Annotated in this window: 13 protein-coding genes; 5 read left to right on the forward strand and 8 right to left on the reverse strand. The window is 55.1% G+C overall.

All coding sequences use genetic code 11. The features are described 5' to 3' along the window. Positions 1–39: 39 nt before the first annotated feature. The 3 genes from CDH47_RS06735 to CDH47_RS06745 form a co-directional block, all read right to left on the reverse strand. The gene (locus CDH47_RS06735) at positions 40–603 is read right to left on the reverse strand and encodes an NADPH-dependent FMN reductase (RefSeq protein WP_100639084.1); all 564 of its coding nucleotides are present in this window, start codon (positions 601–603) and stop codon (positions 40–42) included. Positions 604–748: 145 nt separating this feature from the next. Beyond that, on the reverse strand, positions 749–2299 hold the full coding sequence (locus tag CDH47_RS06740) for an EAL domain-containing protein (RefSeq protein WP_100639085.1): 1551 nt from the start codon (positions 2297–2299) through the stop codon (positions 749–751). A gap of 239 nt (positions 2300–2538) precedes the next feature. Continuing rightward, positions 2539–2865 carry a GreA/GreB family elongation factor gene (locus CDH47_RS06745; RefSeq protein WP_100639086.1) on the reverse strand — a complete coding sequence of 109 codons (327 nt, stop codon included), beginning with the start codon at positions 2863–2865 and terminating at the stop codon, positions 2539–2541. 363 nt (positions 2866–3228) lie between these two features. Between CDH47_RS06745 and CDH47_RS06750 the strand changes: the two genes are divergently transcribed. After that, a complete protein-coding gene (locus CDH47_RS06750; RefSeq protein WP_100639087.1) occupies positions 3229–4275 on the forward strand; it encodes a tellurite resistance/C4-dicarboxylate transporter family protein in 1047 nt (348 codons plus the stop codon). Here the strand turns inward: CDH47_RS06750 and CDH47_RS06755 are convergent. The 5 genes from CDH47_RS06755 to paaX all read right to left on the reverse strand — a co-directional run bounded on the left by CDH47_RS06755 (position 4250) and on the right by paaX (position 10613). Continuing rightward, a complete protein-coding gene (locus CDH47_RS06755; RefSeq protein ID WP_100639088.1) occupies positions 4250–6490 on the reverse strand; it encodes a heavy metal translocating P-type ATPase in 2241 nt (746 codons plus the stop codon). The genes CDH47_RS06750 and CDH47_RS06755 overlap by 26 nt on opposite strands. A 1-nt stretch (position 6491) precedes the next feature. Next, the gene (locus CDH47_RS06760) at positions 6492–7151 is read right to left on the reverse strand and encodes a c-type cytochrome (RefSeq protein WP_100639089.1); all 660 of its coding nucleotides are present in this window, start codon (positions 7149–7151) and stop codon (positions 6492–6494) included. Next, a complete protein-coding gene (locus CDH47_RS06765) occupies positions 7148–7777 on the reverse strand; it encodes a cbb3-type cytochrome c oxidase subunit II (RefSeq protein ID WP_100639090.1) in 630 nt (209 codons plus the stop codon). Before CDH47_RS06765 ends, CDH47_RS06760 begins: the two co-directional genes overlap by 4 nt. Then, positions 7774–9390: a cbb3-type cytochrome c oxidase subunit I gene (locus CDH47_RS06770; protein ID WP_100639091.1), complete on the reverse strand. Its 1617-nt coding sequence runs from the start codon at positions 9388–9390 to the stop codon at positions 7774–7776. Before CDH47_RS06770 ends, CDH47_RS06765 begins: the two co-directional genes overlap by 4 nt. A 251-nt stretch (positions 9391–9641) precedes the next feature. Next, positions 9642–10613 carry a phenylacetic acid degradation operon negative regulatory protein PaaX gene (gene paaX / locus CDH47_RS06775; protein WP_100639092.1) on the reverse strand — a complete coding sequence of 324 codons (972 nt, stop codon included), beginning with the start codon at positions 10611–10613 and terminating at the stop codon, positions 9642–9644. A gap of 502 nt (positions 10614–11115) precedes the next feature. Here paaX and CDH47_RS06780 point away from each other — a divergent pair. The 4 genes from CDH47_RS06780 to CDH47_RS06795 all read left to right on the forward strand — a co-directional run bounded on the left by CDH47_RS06780 (position 11116) and on the right by CDH47_RS06795 (position 14991). Continuing rightward, entirely contained in the window at positions 11116–12276 is a 1161-nt protein-coding gene (locus CDH47_RS06780) for an ABC transporter substrate-binding protein (protein ID WP_100639093.1), read from the forward strand. A gap of 77 nt (positions 12277–12353) precedes the next feature. Then, on the forward strand, positions 12354–13229 hold the full coding sequence (locus CDH47_RS06785) for a branched-chain amino acid ABC transporter permease (RefSeq protein ID WP_100639094.1): 876 nt from the start codon (positions 12354–12356) through the stop codon (positions 13227–13229). Beyond that, positions 13229–14236 (forward strand): branched-chain amino acid ABC transporter permease, encoded by a 1008-nt coding sequence (locus CDH47_RS06790; protein WP_100639095.1) that lies wholly within the window; start codon positions 13229–13231, stop codon positions 14234–14236. The genes CDH47_RS06785 and CDH47_RS06790 overlap by 1 nt, the downstream gene beginning before the upstream one ends. After that, a complete protein-coding gene (locus CDH47_RS06795) occupies positions 14233–14991 on the forward strand; it encodes an ABC transporter ATP-binding protein (RefSeq protein ID WP_100639096.1) in 759 nt (252 codons plus the stop codon). Before CDH47_RS06790 ends, CDH47_RS06795 begins: the two co-directional genes overlap by 4 nt. Positions 14992–14997 lie beyond the last annotated feature (6 nt).

Raw genomic sequence — 14997 nt, forward strand, 5'->3', positions numbered from 1 at the left:
TCTGGGCTCCGTTGCATGGTTGCTTATCCCCGCCGCGCATCAGCGCATGGTCTTCAGAGCAGTTGCCCATTTTTCCATTTCGGTCAGCATCGCGGTGGCGGATGGGTCAATCAGTTCGTTGGAATGAAACACCTTGTCTTCGTCCAGGTGGTTCCAGGCCATGGGCACCATAACGCCTTCAACCATCGGCATCATCTTCAGCGTGGTTACCAACTCGCGGGCCAGGGTTGCAGCACGGACACCGCCTGCGGCACCGCCGTAGCTTACGAAGCCGCATGGCTTGTAGTTCCATTCGCTGTATACGTAGTTCAGAGCGTTCACAAAAGCGGGTGGTGGGCAGTAGTTGTATTCTGGCATCACGAACACATAAGCATCGGCAGAGTTAACGCTTTCAGACCAGCGCTTGGTGCGGTCGTGCGCGTAGATGCCTGAGCGCGGATGCTCTGCTTCGTTGTAGACTGGCAGATCAAAATCCGCCAAATCGATCAGTTCGCAGTCAAAGCCGGAGTTGTTTTCTGCAAACTCGTGAAACCAGGTTGCGATGGATGGGCCAATGCGGCCCGGGCGGGTACTGCAGATTACAATATTCAGTTTAAGAGCCATGAACAGAATCCTGAATGGGTATGAGTGCCGGCCCAAAACCGGCGAATGAATAACTGCCAGCAAATCTAAATGCTTGGGAGCCTTAGATCAAACGAAGCATTTTGAGAGAGATGAACAGGAAATCCGATCAAGTGCACAAATTGGGTCAGAGCGTTTTGCACACGAGTTTCTCCAGTTGGCTTGCTGACATGGGTTTGCCAAATGCCCAACCCTGAGCAAGCCCTACACCCATTCCTGCAATAACCATTGCCTGTGTGCTTGTTTCCACGCCCTCGGCAATAACATCCATGTCCAGCTCTTTTGCAATGCGCACCATTAATGGAACAAGCGCCGCACCCAGCCCGCCGCTATCGATATCAAATACAAAGCTGCGGTCAATTTTCAGTGTATTGCAGCCCAGATCCCGTACTTTTGAAAGGTTGGAATAACCGGTGCCAAAGTCGTCGACTGCCAGCTCAAAGCCGTTCTGTTTGATCCACTGTATGCAATCTTTTGCGGTGGCCGTATCCAGGTGTTCGTCTTCGGTGATTTCGAAAGCAATGTTAAACCGTGATGCTGCAAGCGCCAGTGGAATATCGGCATCTTTCATTCTGCTCTGGGCGATATCTGAAGGAAACAGGTTGATGTTTACCTTGAAACCGTCGGGTAGCCCGGTTGTGGAATTCAGGTCTGCCAGAGTCTTCTGCATGATCAATTGGGTAAATGGCCAGCTGTACTGGCTTTGCGCCAGCACGGGGATGAACTCGTCGGGGAGCATTGCGCCGTAGCGGTCTTCAAAACGGGCCAGTACCTCGCAACCGATAATTTCTCTGGTCTCCAGGTTCACGATGGGTTGGTAAAGTGGAAAATATGAGTCGTTCCTGATCCCCCGAACAGCCCTGTGGCCGATACCGCGCCTGTTTTTGAGTAATAGCCAGGTTGCGACGCCTGACCCTGCGCCCAGCACCAGACCAATCAATAAGAGAAAAGCTGAAAAAGCCTGGTTGCGCCTGAGAGCATCCGCATGCTTCGTTTCCATGCTGGCACAATAGGGAATGGTGGCGCTGCACGTTTCGGTGTAGGTGGACGCAAAACTGACCACCTGGCCGGATGTTTCGAACAGGTTGCGGAATACGTCCATATCTCCGAAGGTAAATTTTGCCGCAGACGGGCTGTTCCGATATACCAATTCCCACCGACCACCAGGACGGGGTTGCTGCTCAAGCCACTGGGTTTCGAGCACAACGTTAAAGGAACCCTTGCCAGCGATGGGAGCGGTGATATTGCCATCAAACAGAACAATGCGGGCAGCGGGCCAATATCGGAAGCCCTCTTTGTTGGTGTAATCCCAAGGGTCTTGCTCCAGCGGAGAGTCCAGAACACCCTGGCCTGTCGTACACACAAGTGTATTGCCCTGTACAAAGCCAATATCCCGGATGCGGTTTGCCATGAAAAGCTCCCGTCGCATGGTCGCCAACGCTTCGTCTGAGCACTGCTTGAACTCCATGGAATTCAAACGGTTTATTACTGTACGAGCCTCAGCCGCCATGGTTTCTGTCTCAGCCATGAGCACATCGAGTTTTGTAGATTGAGACGCCAAAAGCCCCTGAACAGCCAGAACAGCAATCACCAATACATAGAGCGAGAGCAGGCTCAGGCCAACTGACACTGACATCAAAACATGAGGCCAGCGGAATGGAGGGGTGGAGTTTGGCATTGAGTGGGGCTTCCTTGCGGGTTATTGCGACCAGAAGAATTGCCAGACAGGCCAGGCCAAAGCTGGTCAAAATCAGCATGTTTAAAATACTCGACGCTGTTTATTGTTGTTTGCGCTAAATGGTTGCAAACATGTCACTCAGGCGTGCCGGTGTCAATTGCGACCAGCAGTGTGTAAAGGATGGCACGGCTGAGAGACTTTGCATCGGAGAGAGGAGGAGAGGTTTTGGAGAGGGTACTTCAGTTTGTTATCTTCAGTACTACAGCATGTCCTTCTTCGTTGCCCGATCCCAGTTTGACCACACTTCCCGGCTTGGTGCCAAGCAGCGCAAGACCGAAGGGTGAGCCTATGCAAACGTCATCTTTTTCGGCTTCGGGGCAGGAGCCGGAGTCTGTTAAACGGAAGGTAAGCTCCGACGAGTCCAGGCAGTTGATCAGCGTTACGGTGCTGCCAATCATGGCCGTGTTTTCCGGGGGAATAACGGGGTTGCTGTAGAGTCTGCCCAGTTTTGCATTAAGCGTTGCGATATCACGTGAACCCAGGTTAAAACCTACATTCATCAACATGTCAGTATCTCTGCCTGCTAAAAATATTCGTGTTGCCGCTGGCGCCACAAATGGTCTGTCGATTGTGTTTTTTTAAAAAGTATCAGAAAGCTCGCGAGCACCGTATGGCGGGGCTCGCCGACTAATGGAAGGTAATCGAAAGGGGAAATAAAGAAACCATGAGAAGCTCCTTCACTGAGGTTGGCGGCACCATAGCACCTTTGTAATTAAAGGCAAGGGTGGGCCGGGTGCCTCCGAAACACGCCGATAGAAATAGCCTTGAAAACGCGCAGAGAACTGGGCAACAGAGTTGAACAGGCTAGCCCGTGAACTAGACTGTATCCGTGCCAAAGGCGCGCACAGGTAACGGGAGTGCTCAGGTAGATGAATGCAGGCGGCTGGCATATAACAAAGGATTTGAAGGACCTGTCACCGGCCTATTTTGGCATGGTGATGGCCACGGGGATTATCTCTTTGGCAGCGCACATGCTGGGATTTCAAGTGGTTGCCAAAGGTCTGTTCTATCTGAATCTTTGCTTTTATGGGGCGCTATGGGCAGCAACTCTTGCCCGTTTCGTGCTCTACCGCCGGGCATTTCTTCTCGATGTGATCGACCACCTTCGTGGCCCCGGCTTTTTTACCTTGCCTGCGGGCTCCAGTGTGCTTGGCAGCCAGTTCATCATGCTCACGGAGTTTACCCTGGCCGGGCGCGCGCTCTGGGTGTTTGCGATCGTACTTTGGCTGGCCCTGACCTACACCATATTTACCGCATTCACGGTAAAAGAAGAAAAGCCATCGTTGGATAAAGGCATTACCGGCGGCTGGCTGCTGGCGGTGGTAGCCACCCAGTCCATTGCGGTGCTCAGTGCGTTAATTGCGGTGGATATGCCGCAGCCCTATAAGCTGGGTATCAACTTTCTGGCGCTGTCCATGTGGCTTTGGGGCGGCATGCTGTACATCTGGATGATGTCGCTGATCTTCTACCGCTATACCTTTTTCAAGTTCTCTCCGGGGGATCTTGCGCCGCCTTACTGGATCAACATGGGTGCCATGGCGATCTCGACACTGGCGGGTTCTCTGCTGATCGTTAACGTAAAAGATGCGCCGTTTCTGGATTCACTGCTGCCCTTTCTGAAGGGGTTCTCTGTGTTCTATTGGGCCACCGGAACCTGGTGGATACCCATGCTGTTTATTCTTGGCATTTGGCGGCACGTATACAAGAAGTTCCCGCTGGAATACGACCCATTGTACTGGGGCGCGGTGTTCCCGTTGGGCATGTACGCCGCCAGCACCTATGAGATGGCGGAGGCTCTGGGCTTTCACTTTCTGGATTTTATCCCCATCAGCTTTTTCTATCTTGCCCTGGTTGCCTGGGCCATTACGTTTATTGGCCTGGTGCGATCGTTCAGGCCGGCGAAGCTGCCTGGCTGAGGGCGCGGGCTTTGTCTGGCGCATCATCGGCCAGCTGCTTTTGCATACGCAGGCTGTTGAGCAGAACGCATAGGCTACTGAGTGACATGGCAACGGCGGCAATCACCGGCTGAATCCAGCCCATAATCGCCAAAGGAATCACCAGAGCGTTGTAGCCCACAGCCCAGAACAGGTTCTGGTGCATGAGTTTGTGTGCCCGTTGTGCCAGTTGCAGGGTGGCGGGCACCTTGTCGATGCTTTCTGTGAGGTAAACAGCCGCTGCTGCACCCGTGGCGGAAGCCGCATTACCTACCGCTATACCCAACCTTGCACCGGCCAGCGCCAGACCATCGTTGAGGCCGTCGCCTACAAAGACGGTGGGCGTCTGTTTTTCCAGAGTGTCGATAAAGCTGTGCTTCTGCTCGGGAGAATACTCGGAGAGCACATGCTCTGGCGGAATACCCAGGCGCCTGGCCAGATCAAGGCAGGCCTTACGGGTATCACCGCTGAGCAAGTAGATGGCGTAACCCAGGCTGACCAACTGGCGTATTGTGGCTGCCGATTCCGGTCTCAAGGTTTCCTGAAATCCGATCTTGCCCGCATAAAGCCCGTTGCAGGCCAGATGGACACTCATTCCGGTGTCTTCGGTGGCTGGTACGTCGACTCCCTGTTCCCTAAGCCAACTGGCGCGCCCTGCCAGAGCAGTCTGGTCACCATTTATCCAGCGCGTACCGGCACCGGCAAAGCTTTCCCGGGTTTCTTCAGTTGCTGGCTCAGGCACCGAGGGCATAGTCGCCATTAAGCCCCGGGCAACCGGGTGGGCTGACCCTTGGAGCGTGCTCTGCGCCAATTGCAGCAGGCTGCTTTCCGTCCATTGGCCAGCCGGCGTGATGCTGTCTACGCTGGGTTCGCCCGTGGTTAATGTGCCGGTTTTGTCGAAGACAATCGCACCCACTTCGGCGGCGGCCTCAAGGGCGGCAGGGTCCTGCAATACAATGCCTCGATGGATCATATTGGCGTGGCCCATGGTGATCACCAGAGGAATGGCCAAGCTAAGGGCGCAGGGGCAGCTGATGATCATAACGGCGAGCCCGCGGGCCGCGGCCTCTGGAAGCGGAACGCCTTGAACAAGGGCAAGGCCCACCGCAAGTACGGCGGCGACCATGATAACGGGGAGTAAAATGCGGGCAATGCGATCCGTCAGGCGTTGCAGAGTGGTTTTGCGGCTGAGCAGGGCACTGATGGAGCGGGATAACCGGTCGATGCGGCGTTGGCCAGTGCTGGCGGTTATGACCAGTTCCAGTTCGCCCTCGAGCAACTGACAGCCAGCCAGCAATTCGGCGCCCGGGCCAAGTGATTGAGGCATGTGCTCGCCCGTCAGCATGGACAGGTCGGCCTGGCCATGCCCCCGCACAATCCGGCCATCCAGCGCCAACTGTTCACCGGCCTGGAGAATAATACGTTCGCCGGTTTTAATATCTTCGGCTGGGCGGGTTTCCAGTTTTCCTGCCGCGGTTTTGTGGGTGACCTGTTCAGGTACCTGCTGAAGATAGCGCCGAATGATTTCCGAGGCGCGCCGGCGCACGCTGGTATCCAGCAATCTTGCGATCAGTTGGAAGGTGATCAGCATAACAGCAGCGTCGAAGTACACATGATAACTGCCGGAGACAAGCTGCCAGACAGAGATGATGCTGGCCGCGAACACTGCCAGTAAGATCAGGCTATCGAGGCCCGGTGAACCGGCAAGGAGTGTGCGCCAGCCTACCCGGTAGAAGTGTGAGCCGGAATAGAGCACCACCGGCGCGGCGAACAAACCACTGGCAATGGCCAGTGGCCAGAGGACTTCCGGCTCTACTGCACCCAAGGGTGCCAAGTAAATCAGCAGGGCCGGCATCATGCTCCACATGCCAAAGACTAACGCGACCGCCAACCGCCGTTGTAAGTGTTTGCGTACCGACTCCGCCTGGAGTTTGCTGCGGTCAGGGTCGACCGAGCTGTGTAGCCGGTAACCCAGTCGGGCAACAGCTTGTTGAAGGCTGGCTAGAGGGGGCTTTTCCTTGTGCCAGCGAATCATCGCTACATCTGCTGCGAAGTTAACGGCGGCGTCACTCACCCCCGGCTGTTTTTTTAGCAGAGCCTCAACGGCGATCGCACAGCTGCCACAGCGCATCCCTTCAATCATCAGGATGTCCTGATTCTGTTGTTCCTGCACTGTGCTCTCGTTGTTGGTTACCATCTCAGGGTTCCCCGAAAACCTCCTTCAGTTCCTCGGCAGACCAGTCGCCGCGTTCGCCGAAACGATCCACGTGCTCAGTGACAACGGACGGATCGATTTCGCCGGCGCTATTGCCCCATTCGCTGCGGGCATAGCTCAGAACGGCGGCCAGTTCGGCATTGGAGAGAGTGCCTCCGAATTTGGGCATAACGCCCTGGAAGGTATTACCGGCCACCTCAATTTCGCCTTGCAGACCATCGTGAACAATCGCTATGGGGATGGCTGCGTCTGCGAGTAGCCATTCGCTGTTCGCTAGAGGAGGGAAGGCACCAGGGACACCCTGCCCATTTGCCTGATGGCAGGCGCTGCATTGGGCGCTATAAATGGCCTTTCCGTCAGGCTTTGCAGCCGCTGAGCTGCCACCAGAACTTGAACTCCCTGACGCCTCAGCGCCGCTGTTGGTTGCAGAATTATCGGCCGGTTTTGATTCCTGCTGCACCATTTCCACCGCGGAGCGGCTGTCACCGCCCAGCATGGGTTTGCCAATTTGCCAGGCGTAGTAGCCCACACCCCACACAATCAGTATGGCGATCCAGGCCAATACGATTTTTGGCGTGGCGCGTGTGCCTTCTTCCGGTTCGGGCGCTTCACGATATTGAGCGCGATGATCGTGCTGGTTCATGGCGCGCGGTTCTCCTTGGGCTCATCGGATTTTGGCGGAGCTTTTGGCAAAGTCGGTGCCGGGTAAGTGTGGTCCAGGGCAAGCATGTACTCGGCCAGCGCCAGTGCGTCTTCGGTGGCGACGATTTTCCCGGTTTCCGGGCCGTATGGCGGCGGTATGTTCACCACTTTGTCGCCCTCTACCGGTTCTTTCACATGGCGGAACAGGAAGGGGTAAGACGGCATGATGCTGCCTTTGATGATGGCCTTGGGGTTGTACAGGTGCATCAACTGCCAATCGATACTGGGCTGGCGAGCGCCAATGTTGAACAGATCCGGGCCGGTGCGCATGGTGCCCAGCAGGTGGGGCTCATCGTAGGCATAGTCCCCAGGCACCGACGGGCGGCCCCAGCCCCGGTCTTTGTCTCCGGGTGCGAAGCTCGGGTCTCGGGGCTGCTGGCTGTGGCAGTACACACAGCCGTTTGCGATATAAACCTGCCGGCCCCGCTGTTGCTGTTCCGTGTAGGGTTTGAGATCGGGTGGTACCTGTTCCGCAGACATTTGCAGGTAAGGCATAACCACCAAAGTAAGCGTGGCCAGCAATAGAATGAGCGCTGCGCCGACCATGATTGCGAGAGCACGTTTCATTGGGCAGTCTCCTTGGTGGCTGGGCGGAAGAGGGTCGGTTGCTCAGTAGCAGCACCACTGCGCATTAACATGGCGATGAAATGGAACGCGAACACCAAATGCCCTAGTGTCATCAGGGCACCACCAACGGTGCGGGCTTGAAGTGCGGGCAGTGTCATTTTCACAATGTCCATGAACGGCATGGCCGCATCCAGCAGTGCAACACCCTGCTTCCAACCTGCAACAGTGAGCGACACCACGTAAATCAGAATGCCGATACTCACCAGCCAGAAATGCAGGCTGATCAGTTTGCGCCAAGGCCATTCCCAGTTGGTGAGGCGGGGCATAATGAAATACACCGCGCCGAACAGAATGAAACTCAGGAAGGCGTACATGCCAAGGTGCGCATGGGCCACGGTGTAGTGGGTGAAGTGGGTGATCACGTTAATGCTGCGCAGGGCTTCCATGGACCCCTGCAGCGAAGCCACGGTGTACATGAGCGCGCCGATCCACACAAAACGCAGGGTGGGTGAGTCTTTCAATCGCCCGAAGTTGCCCACCATGGTGCCGTGATGGTTGATGGCCACAGTAATCACCGGAATCGACATCATCACACTGTGGACAATCGAGAGCGTAACCAGCCAGGTTGGAATGGGCCCGCCGATCAGGTGGTGAATGCCCACTTGGCTGTAGAACAGCGCCAGTGACCAGAAGCCAATCAACGAGAGCTGATAGGAAATGATCGGCTTGCCGAGAATTTTCGGAATCATGTAGTAGGCAATACCGATGCCGATGGGTGTTACCCAGAGCCCCAGCACGTTATGGGCGAACCACCAGTTAACCGTAGCGCCGGAGGCACCGGGGAAGGCAAAGGGCAGGTTGGCAATCAGGAACAGGAAGGGAAACCACACCAGCGCCGCCATCAGGTACCAACTGGTCACGTACAGGTGCTCCACTTTCCGGTTGGCGGCGGTCAGTAGTAAGGGAATGGCACACAGGGCACCACCTAAGACAAACAGAATGTCGATTTGCCAGGGAAACTCCAGCCACTCCTCGCCATCGGACAGGCCCAGCGTAATGGCACTCAAGCCCAGAACCAGGCCGATGTTCCAGATAAAACCGCCAATAACCGCGTACCTGCCACCTACCAGCGAGGTTTTGAACAGCCTTGGAATCAGGAAAAGTGCCACGCCGATGCCCGCCATAGACGCCCAGCCATAGGTGACGGCGTTCAGGTGTACGGGGCGAATTCGGCCAAAGGTCAGGAACTCACTCGCCGTCAAAAACTCCGGCAGGTGCATTTTGATGGAAGATGCCAGGCCGAAAAACGAGCCCAGTAGTAGCCAGAAAACCGATGAGCTCAGCCAGGTGAGTACGGCGGTTCTGGAGGATTGGTCGGCAATCCAGCGTGCTTCAATGGCCTCGGCCTGTTCGCTGTTATCGCCGGTGAACGTCTGATCGGAGGGGCGCGCAGGGTCCTCACTGTGGCCTTCCTCACCCGGAGAGAAGATAGTGCGTGCCGCATCCTGACCATGACTGAATTGATTGTTGGCGATAGACCAGATCAGTAGCAGCAAACCAACCGTGGAAAGCACGAAGGTAATGATCAGGAGAATGGCGATGGTGGGCGTCATAATCTGTCCTGTTGATTCATTGCGAATACATGTTAAGTGGAAGCCCCATTCCGTTTCATGGGAATGCAGGCTTTGAAAACAGTATTTGTATTCGTTTGAAGATAACGAAGAGTCCCAACACAGTAACGCGACAAGCTTGATTGAACGATGGTTGTCGTTGTTCTAAGTCAAGTCTGGGCTGTTCGTCATTTCATGTTGGCGTAACGCTGGCTGCGACGGTCATGGTGATAGGAGTTAACGAATATTCAGGGTCAGGCGGATTCTTCGATAACCGATGGGCGGCCGTCGGTTGGGTTTTCTTCCGTCAGGCCGCCAAAGCGGCGATAGAACCCCGGTGCTGGGCCTGGCAAGGGGCCAGAAGCATTTTCCAGGACGCTCCCCAGGTGCTCGTCAGAGCGACTGTATATCGCTCGGTAAAGGTTGCGGCATAATTGCTTGGCGCTGCGTCCCTCCCAATCTCCCGGTAACAGTTCATCGGGCAGTAATGGGTCACGCAGTAGTATTTTGCGGTATTCGTGAATGAGCAGGATGCGCGCGGTCACGCATTCCTCCGGGCTCAGGTTGTTGTTAGCGCTTAGCTCCCGCCATAGTGGGCGAAACTTTTCCAGAAAACGCTTATACCGAAAACCCAGCTCGTCCAGGTTCCAGCTTTCTTTTACTTGCCTGCGCAGAGCTCGGGGGCTTCGTTGTTCCAAGGGCTGAGTCTGCATTACGATGGTGTCTTCCAATGCGCCCCACTCTTGCAGCAGAGGCACCAATTCATGGCGCGTGAAGCGCGGGTGTTCCATTACGCCCGTTGCCATATTGCCGAAGCTGAGCCATTTTAGCTCTTCGCGCACCTTGGCTCGGATTTCCGGTTCCAGTTGGTTGAGAAAAACCAGGCACCAGCTGCCGTTCCAGTCTTCTGTGGCAAGTGTGTAAACATGTTCGAACGCTTGCTGGAAGCGCCTGAGACCAGCTCCGGTAACACTGTAGTAGCTGCAGCGACCCACTTTTTCGGTTTGTAGCCAGCCCTCTTGAACCAGCCTGTAAACCGAGGTGCGGACCAGGCGCTCACTCACGCCCATGGGCGTCAACAGCTTCATCAGGCTGCCCAGCCAAACGTTACCGCCCCGCGGATGAATAATATCACCATACGTGGTGATGATCAGAGATCCCGCACGTAATGGACGTTTTTTCTGGAAGTCCCCGATCAGGCTCTCGAGCTGATGTTTTGCAGACATGACTCTCTTATCTCCCCAATACTATCCGCAAGCCCGCTACTGCAGGTTTAACGGCGTTCGGGCGGCATTATCCCTGATACAGTGACTGGGTAAAGTCCCATGTGCTCCCGGACAGGGTCTTTGCAACAGCTGCCAGGCTGCGCTGCTGTTGGGATGTATCGGTTTCTCATGAGAAAAAGCCAAAAAACTCACTGGACCTAAGACATTGGTATAGGTTGCAATGAAAGTTGTGTGCTGTGGCGCACTCCTCAGTTGACAGCTTCGTAGTGATACAATATTTTCCATTGATATCCGTCAACGGTATCGTATTATTGAATTGGCGGATAGCCAGTAATCGCAGCGGCAGAGTAATTTCTGTCGTGCATTGCTGAATGCAGAGCGCTATAAAAGGGTTCGTGACACGAAAAAGTTCAGCCTGGGCAGGAGAAACAGTCCTGTTTTCAGGAAATTCTGGGGCATATAAAACTAAAACGCCCTGACTACATTTGGGAGAACAACAACAATGTTCAAAAAAATCACGCGTCGTGCGGGCAAGTTTGCTGCTATTGCAGCCGCCGGATTGCTGGCAATGAACGCTCAGGCAGCTGAACCTATACGTATTGGTTCGTTTCTAGCGGTTACCGGGCCGGCTTCATTTCTGGGCGATCCGGAGCTGAAAACCCTGGAAATGTATGTGGAGAAAATCAACAAAGAGGGTGGCGTGTTGGGGCGTCAACTCGAGCTGATTCATTACGACGACGCAGGCAATGCCTCTAAAGCCCGTAACTTCGCAAGCAGGCTGATCCGCTCAGATCGCGTTGATATTATCGTTGGCGGCAGCACCACGGGCGCTACCATGGCGGCTGTACCTATGATCGAGCAGGCGAAGGTGCCGTTTATTTCACTGGCGGGCGCCACTGTTATTACCATGCCGGTCAAGAAATGGGTATTCAAAACCCCGCAATCCGATCGTATGGCGGCAGAGCGTATCCTGCAGGATATGAAGTCCCGCGGCCTGACTAAAGTGGGACTGATCTCCGGCACCGGTGGCTTTGGCAGTTCCGGGCGTGAGCAAACTCTGGCGGTGATCAAAGAGATGGGTGGAGTCGAGATAGTTGCTGACGAAACCTACGGCGGTTCCGACACGGATATGACTGCTCAGCTCACCAATATCCGCGGCACCGATGGTGTGCAGACCATTCTTAACTTCGGTTTTGGTCAGGGTCCGGCCATCGTTACCCGTAACTACGCTCAGCTTGGTATCGAGCTTCCATTCTACCAGTCTCACGGTGTTGCTTCTGATGGTTTCCTGGAGTTGGCAGGTAACAGTGCTGAAGGCTTGAGACTGCCCGCATCACCCTTGCTGGTGCCGGAGTCGCTGCCAGACACCGACCCCCAAAAACCGGTGGTTGAGGCGTACAAGAGTGAGTACGAAGCCCGCTGGAACTCCAAAGTGTCTACCTTTGGTGCCTACGCTTATGACGGCCTGATGCTGGCGGTTGAAGCCATTGAGAAAGCTGGCAGCACAGACAAGGCGGCGGTTCGTGATGCTCTTGAAAGCATTCAGGGCCACGTAGGTGTTACCGGCACGTTCAATATGTCAGCCGATGACCACAACGGTCTGCAAGCTGATTCCTTCCGCATCCTGGAAGTTCAGGATGGTGGCTGGAAGCTGATCAACTAAGCACATTTCCATCCGTACCACAGGCTGGCGGCTGCCCTTCGGGGCAACTGTCAGCCGCTGCGCGAGCGGGCCAGATTATGTTCTCTGAATTCCTGCAGTACCTGTTTACCGGTATCACCATTGGTGCCACATACGCCCTGATTGCCTTGGGCTTTACACTGATTTACAACGCCAGCCATGTAATCAACTTTGCCCAGGGCGAGTTCCTGATGATTGGCGGTATGGCAACCGTATCCTTGACAGCCATGGGTGTGCCCATGCTACTTGCGATCGTTCTTGCCGTTGTACTTGCCGGTGTTTTGGGTGTTGCCCTCCAGCGCCTGGCTATTGCACCCGCTAAAAATGCGGATGTGGTTACCCTGATTATTATCACCATAGGCGCGTCTATTTTTATTCGTGGCCTGGCGCAGCTGGTGTGGGGCAAGGAATATCACGTAATGCCTAACTTCAGCAGCGAGGAGCCAATACAGATTTTTGGCGCCGTTCTGAACACGCAGAGCCTGTGGGTGCTGGGAGTCGGCGCGGTTCTGGTTGCCGTGCTGGTGTATTTCTTTACCCGCACACTCACCGGCAAGGCCATTCTGGCTACTTCAATGAATAAAGATGCTGCACGCCTGGTGGGCATTCGTACTCAGGTGGTACTGATGTTGGCGTTCATGGTCTCTGCATTGCTGGGCTCCATTGCCGGCATCGTCGTGGCGCCGATTACGTTTACCTCTTATGACATAGGTATCATCCTTGGGCTCAAAGGCTTTGTGGCGGCGGCCATAGGTGGCCTGGGTAGCGGCATGGGTGCGGTAGTGGGTGGCTTGGCTCTTGGTGTGGTTGAAGCCATGGCTGCTGGTTATCTATCGTCTGACTATAAGGATGCGGTGGCATTTTCAATGATTCTTGTGGTGCTTTTCTTCATGCCTCGCGGCCTGTTTGGCGCCAAAATTGTGGAGCGAGTGTGATGATAGCTCGACTCTCGCAATTTCGTCTCAAGGGCCTGGTGTTTCTGGCCATCGTGGTGTTTGCGCTGCCACTGTTTATTTCCAACCCGTTTCATTATGGCCTGGCTACGCAAATCGCGTTGATTGCCGGTGCCGTTGTCGGCCTTAACCTGTTGGTGGGTTTCGCCGGCCAGATCAGTCTCGGGCACGCAGGCTTTTTCGGGCTGGGCGCATACTTCAGTGCCATCATGACAAGTAACTACGGCTGGTCTGCCATCCCCGCATTATTCGTTGGCGCCGTTGGTGTCGCGATCATTGCGTGGGTTGTTGGCCGCCCGATTCTGCGATTGAAAGGCCATTACCTCTCCATGGCCACCCTCGCTGTGGGGTTTATTATCGCGATCATACTGAACAACGAGCGTGAGCTTACGGGCGGGCCAGATGGCATGCCAGTGCCGTCGTTTGACGTCTTTGGCTGGGAGCTGAGTGTCTTTGGCCAGTACTCCTTGTTCGGAATGGAAATTAGCGGCGACCTGGCCTGGTATCTGTTTGCGGGCATGGTGCTTCTGGTAGCAGTCTGGCTGGCCCAGAATCTTATCGACTCGCCTATTGGTCGGGCTTTACGTTCTGTTCACGGTTCTGAAGTTGCTGCCAGTGTCGTGGGCGTAAACACCGCAAAATACAAAAGCTTGGTATTTGTGATTTCAGCGGTCTACGCCAGTGTCATGGGCGCGCTTTATGGACACTTCCATGGTTTTATTACCCCCTCGGTGGCAAGCTTCGACTTTTCCATTTTGCTGATCACCATGGTGGTTCTGGGTGGTATGGGCTCAACCATCGGGGTGATCATAGGTGCTGTGGTGCTTGAGCTCTTGCCGCAACTGTTGGCCGATTTTCAGGAGATGGAAATGGTGCTGTTTGGTCTGATCCTGATGTTGACCATGATCTTTATGCCCAAAGGTCTGCTGCCGACTGCGGCAAATCTGCTTGCAAAACGCCGCTCGAAGTCTGCCGGAGGTGACGCATGAGCGCTCTGGTGGAAGTCAATAATTTGTCCAAGGCGTTCGGCGGCGTTCATGCCGTTGAAGATGTTAGCTTCTCGGTTGAGGCGGGTCAGGTGTATTCGGTTATCGGCCCTAACGGTGCTGGCAAAACCACCCTGTTTAACCTGATTACGGGCCTTTACACGCCCACCAGCGGTGAAGTGAAGCTGAATGGTGAAAGTATCGCGAAGCTGCAACCCAATCAGTTGGCAGAGCGGGGCATGTGCCGCACGTTCCAGCAGATGCAGATCTGTATGAACATGACGGCTATTGAGAACGTGATGCTGGGCCGGCACCTGACCCTGAAAAGCAACCTGCTGACCACGCTGTTCCGGTTGCCTGCGCTCACCCGTGATGAAAAAGCTGCACGTGAGAAATCCGCTGAGCTGATGGAGTTTGTGGGCTGTGGCGAGTATCTCGATACCGAAGCCTCCGCAATGTCCTATGGTGCGCTTAAACGGCTGGAGATCGCCCGCGCACTGGCTGCCGAACCAAAAGTCGTCCTGCTGGATGAGCCGGCGGCCGGCCTTAATGCTGTGGAGACTGCTGCTCTGGAGGAGTTGATCCGCAAAATTGCCGAGCAGGGCATAACCGTGATGCTGGTGGAGCATGATATGAAACTGGTGATGGGTATTTCTGACCGTTTGCTGGTGCTTAACTACGGGCGCGTACTGGCGGAAGGCACGCCGGAACAGATTCGAACAAACCCGGATGTGATCGCAGCCTATCTGGGCGGCTAAACGGAG

The sequence above is a fragment of the Marinobacter salexigens genome, from assembly GCF_002806945.1.
In the GTDB taxonomy this organism is placed as follows: Bacteria; Pseudomonadota; Gammaproteobacteria; order Pseudomonadales; family Oleiphilaceae; genus Marinobacter; species Marinobacter salexigens.

What these genes read in the sequence shown, in the direction of transcription:
- CDH47_RS06740 (WP_100639085.1), bottom strand. Translation starts at nt 2,299, where the DNA reads ATGCCAAACTCCACCCCTCCATTCCGCTGGCCTCATGTTTTGATGTCA.
- CDH47_RS06735 (WP_100639084.1), bottom strand. Translation starts at nt 603, where the DNA reads ATGGCTCTTAAACTGAATATTGTAATCTGCAGTACCCGCCCGGGCCGC.
- CDH47_RS06770 (WP_100639091.1), bottom strand. Translation starts at nt 9,390, where the DNA reads ATGACGCCCACCATCGCCATTCTCCTGATCATTACCTTCGTGCTTTCC.
- CDH47_RS06795 (WP_100639096.1), top strand. Translation starts at nt 14,233, where the DNA reads ATGAGCGCTCTGGTGGAAGTCAATAATTTGTCCAAGGCGTTCGGCGGC.
- CDH47_RS06790 (WP_100639095.1), top strand. Translation starts at nt 13,229, where the DNA reads ATGATAGCTCGACTCTCGCAATTTCGTCTCAAGGGCCTGGTGTTTCTG.
- paaX (WP_100639092.1), bottom strand. Translation starts at nt 10,613, where the DNA reads ATGTCTGCAAAACATCAGCTCGAGAGCCTGATCGGGGACTTCCAGAAA.
- CDH47_RS06765 (WP_100639090.1), bottom strand. Translation starts at nt 7,777, where the DNA reads ATGAAACGTGCTCTCGCAATCATGGTCGGCGCAGCGCTCATTCTATTG.
- CDH47_RS06760 (WP_100639089.1), bottom strand. Translation starts at nt 7,151, where the DNA reads ATGAACCAGCACGATCATCGCGCTCAATATCGTGAAGCGCCCGAACCG.
- CDH47_RS06780 (WP_100639093.1), top strand. Translation starts at nt 11,116, where the DNA reads ATGTTCAAAAAAATCACGCGTCGTGCGGGCAAGTTTGCTGCTATTGCA.
- CDH47_RS06745 (WP_100639086.1), bottom strand. Translation starts at nt 2,865, where the DNA reads ATGTTGATGAATGTAGGTTTTAACCTGGGTTCACGTGATATCGCAACG.
- CDH47_RS06755 (WP_100639088.1), bottom strand. Translation starts at nt 6,490, where the DNA reads ATGGTAACCAACAACGAGAGCACAGTGCAGGAACAACAGAATCAGGAC.
- CDH47_RS06750 (WP_100639087.1), top strand. Translation starts at nt 3,229, where the DNA reads ATGAATGCAGGCGGCTGGCATATAACAAAGGATTTGAAGGACCTGTCA.
- CDH47_RS06785 (WP_100639094.1), top strand. Translation starts at nt 12,354, where the DNA reads ATGTTCTCTGAATTCCTGCAGTACCTGTTTACCGGTATCACCATTGGT.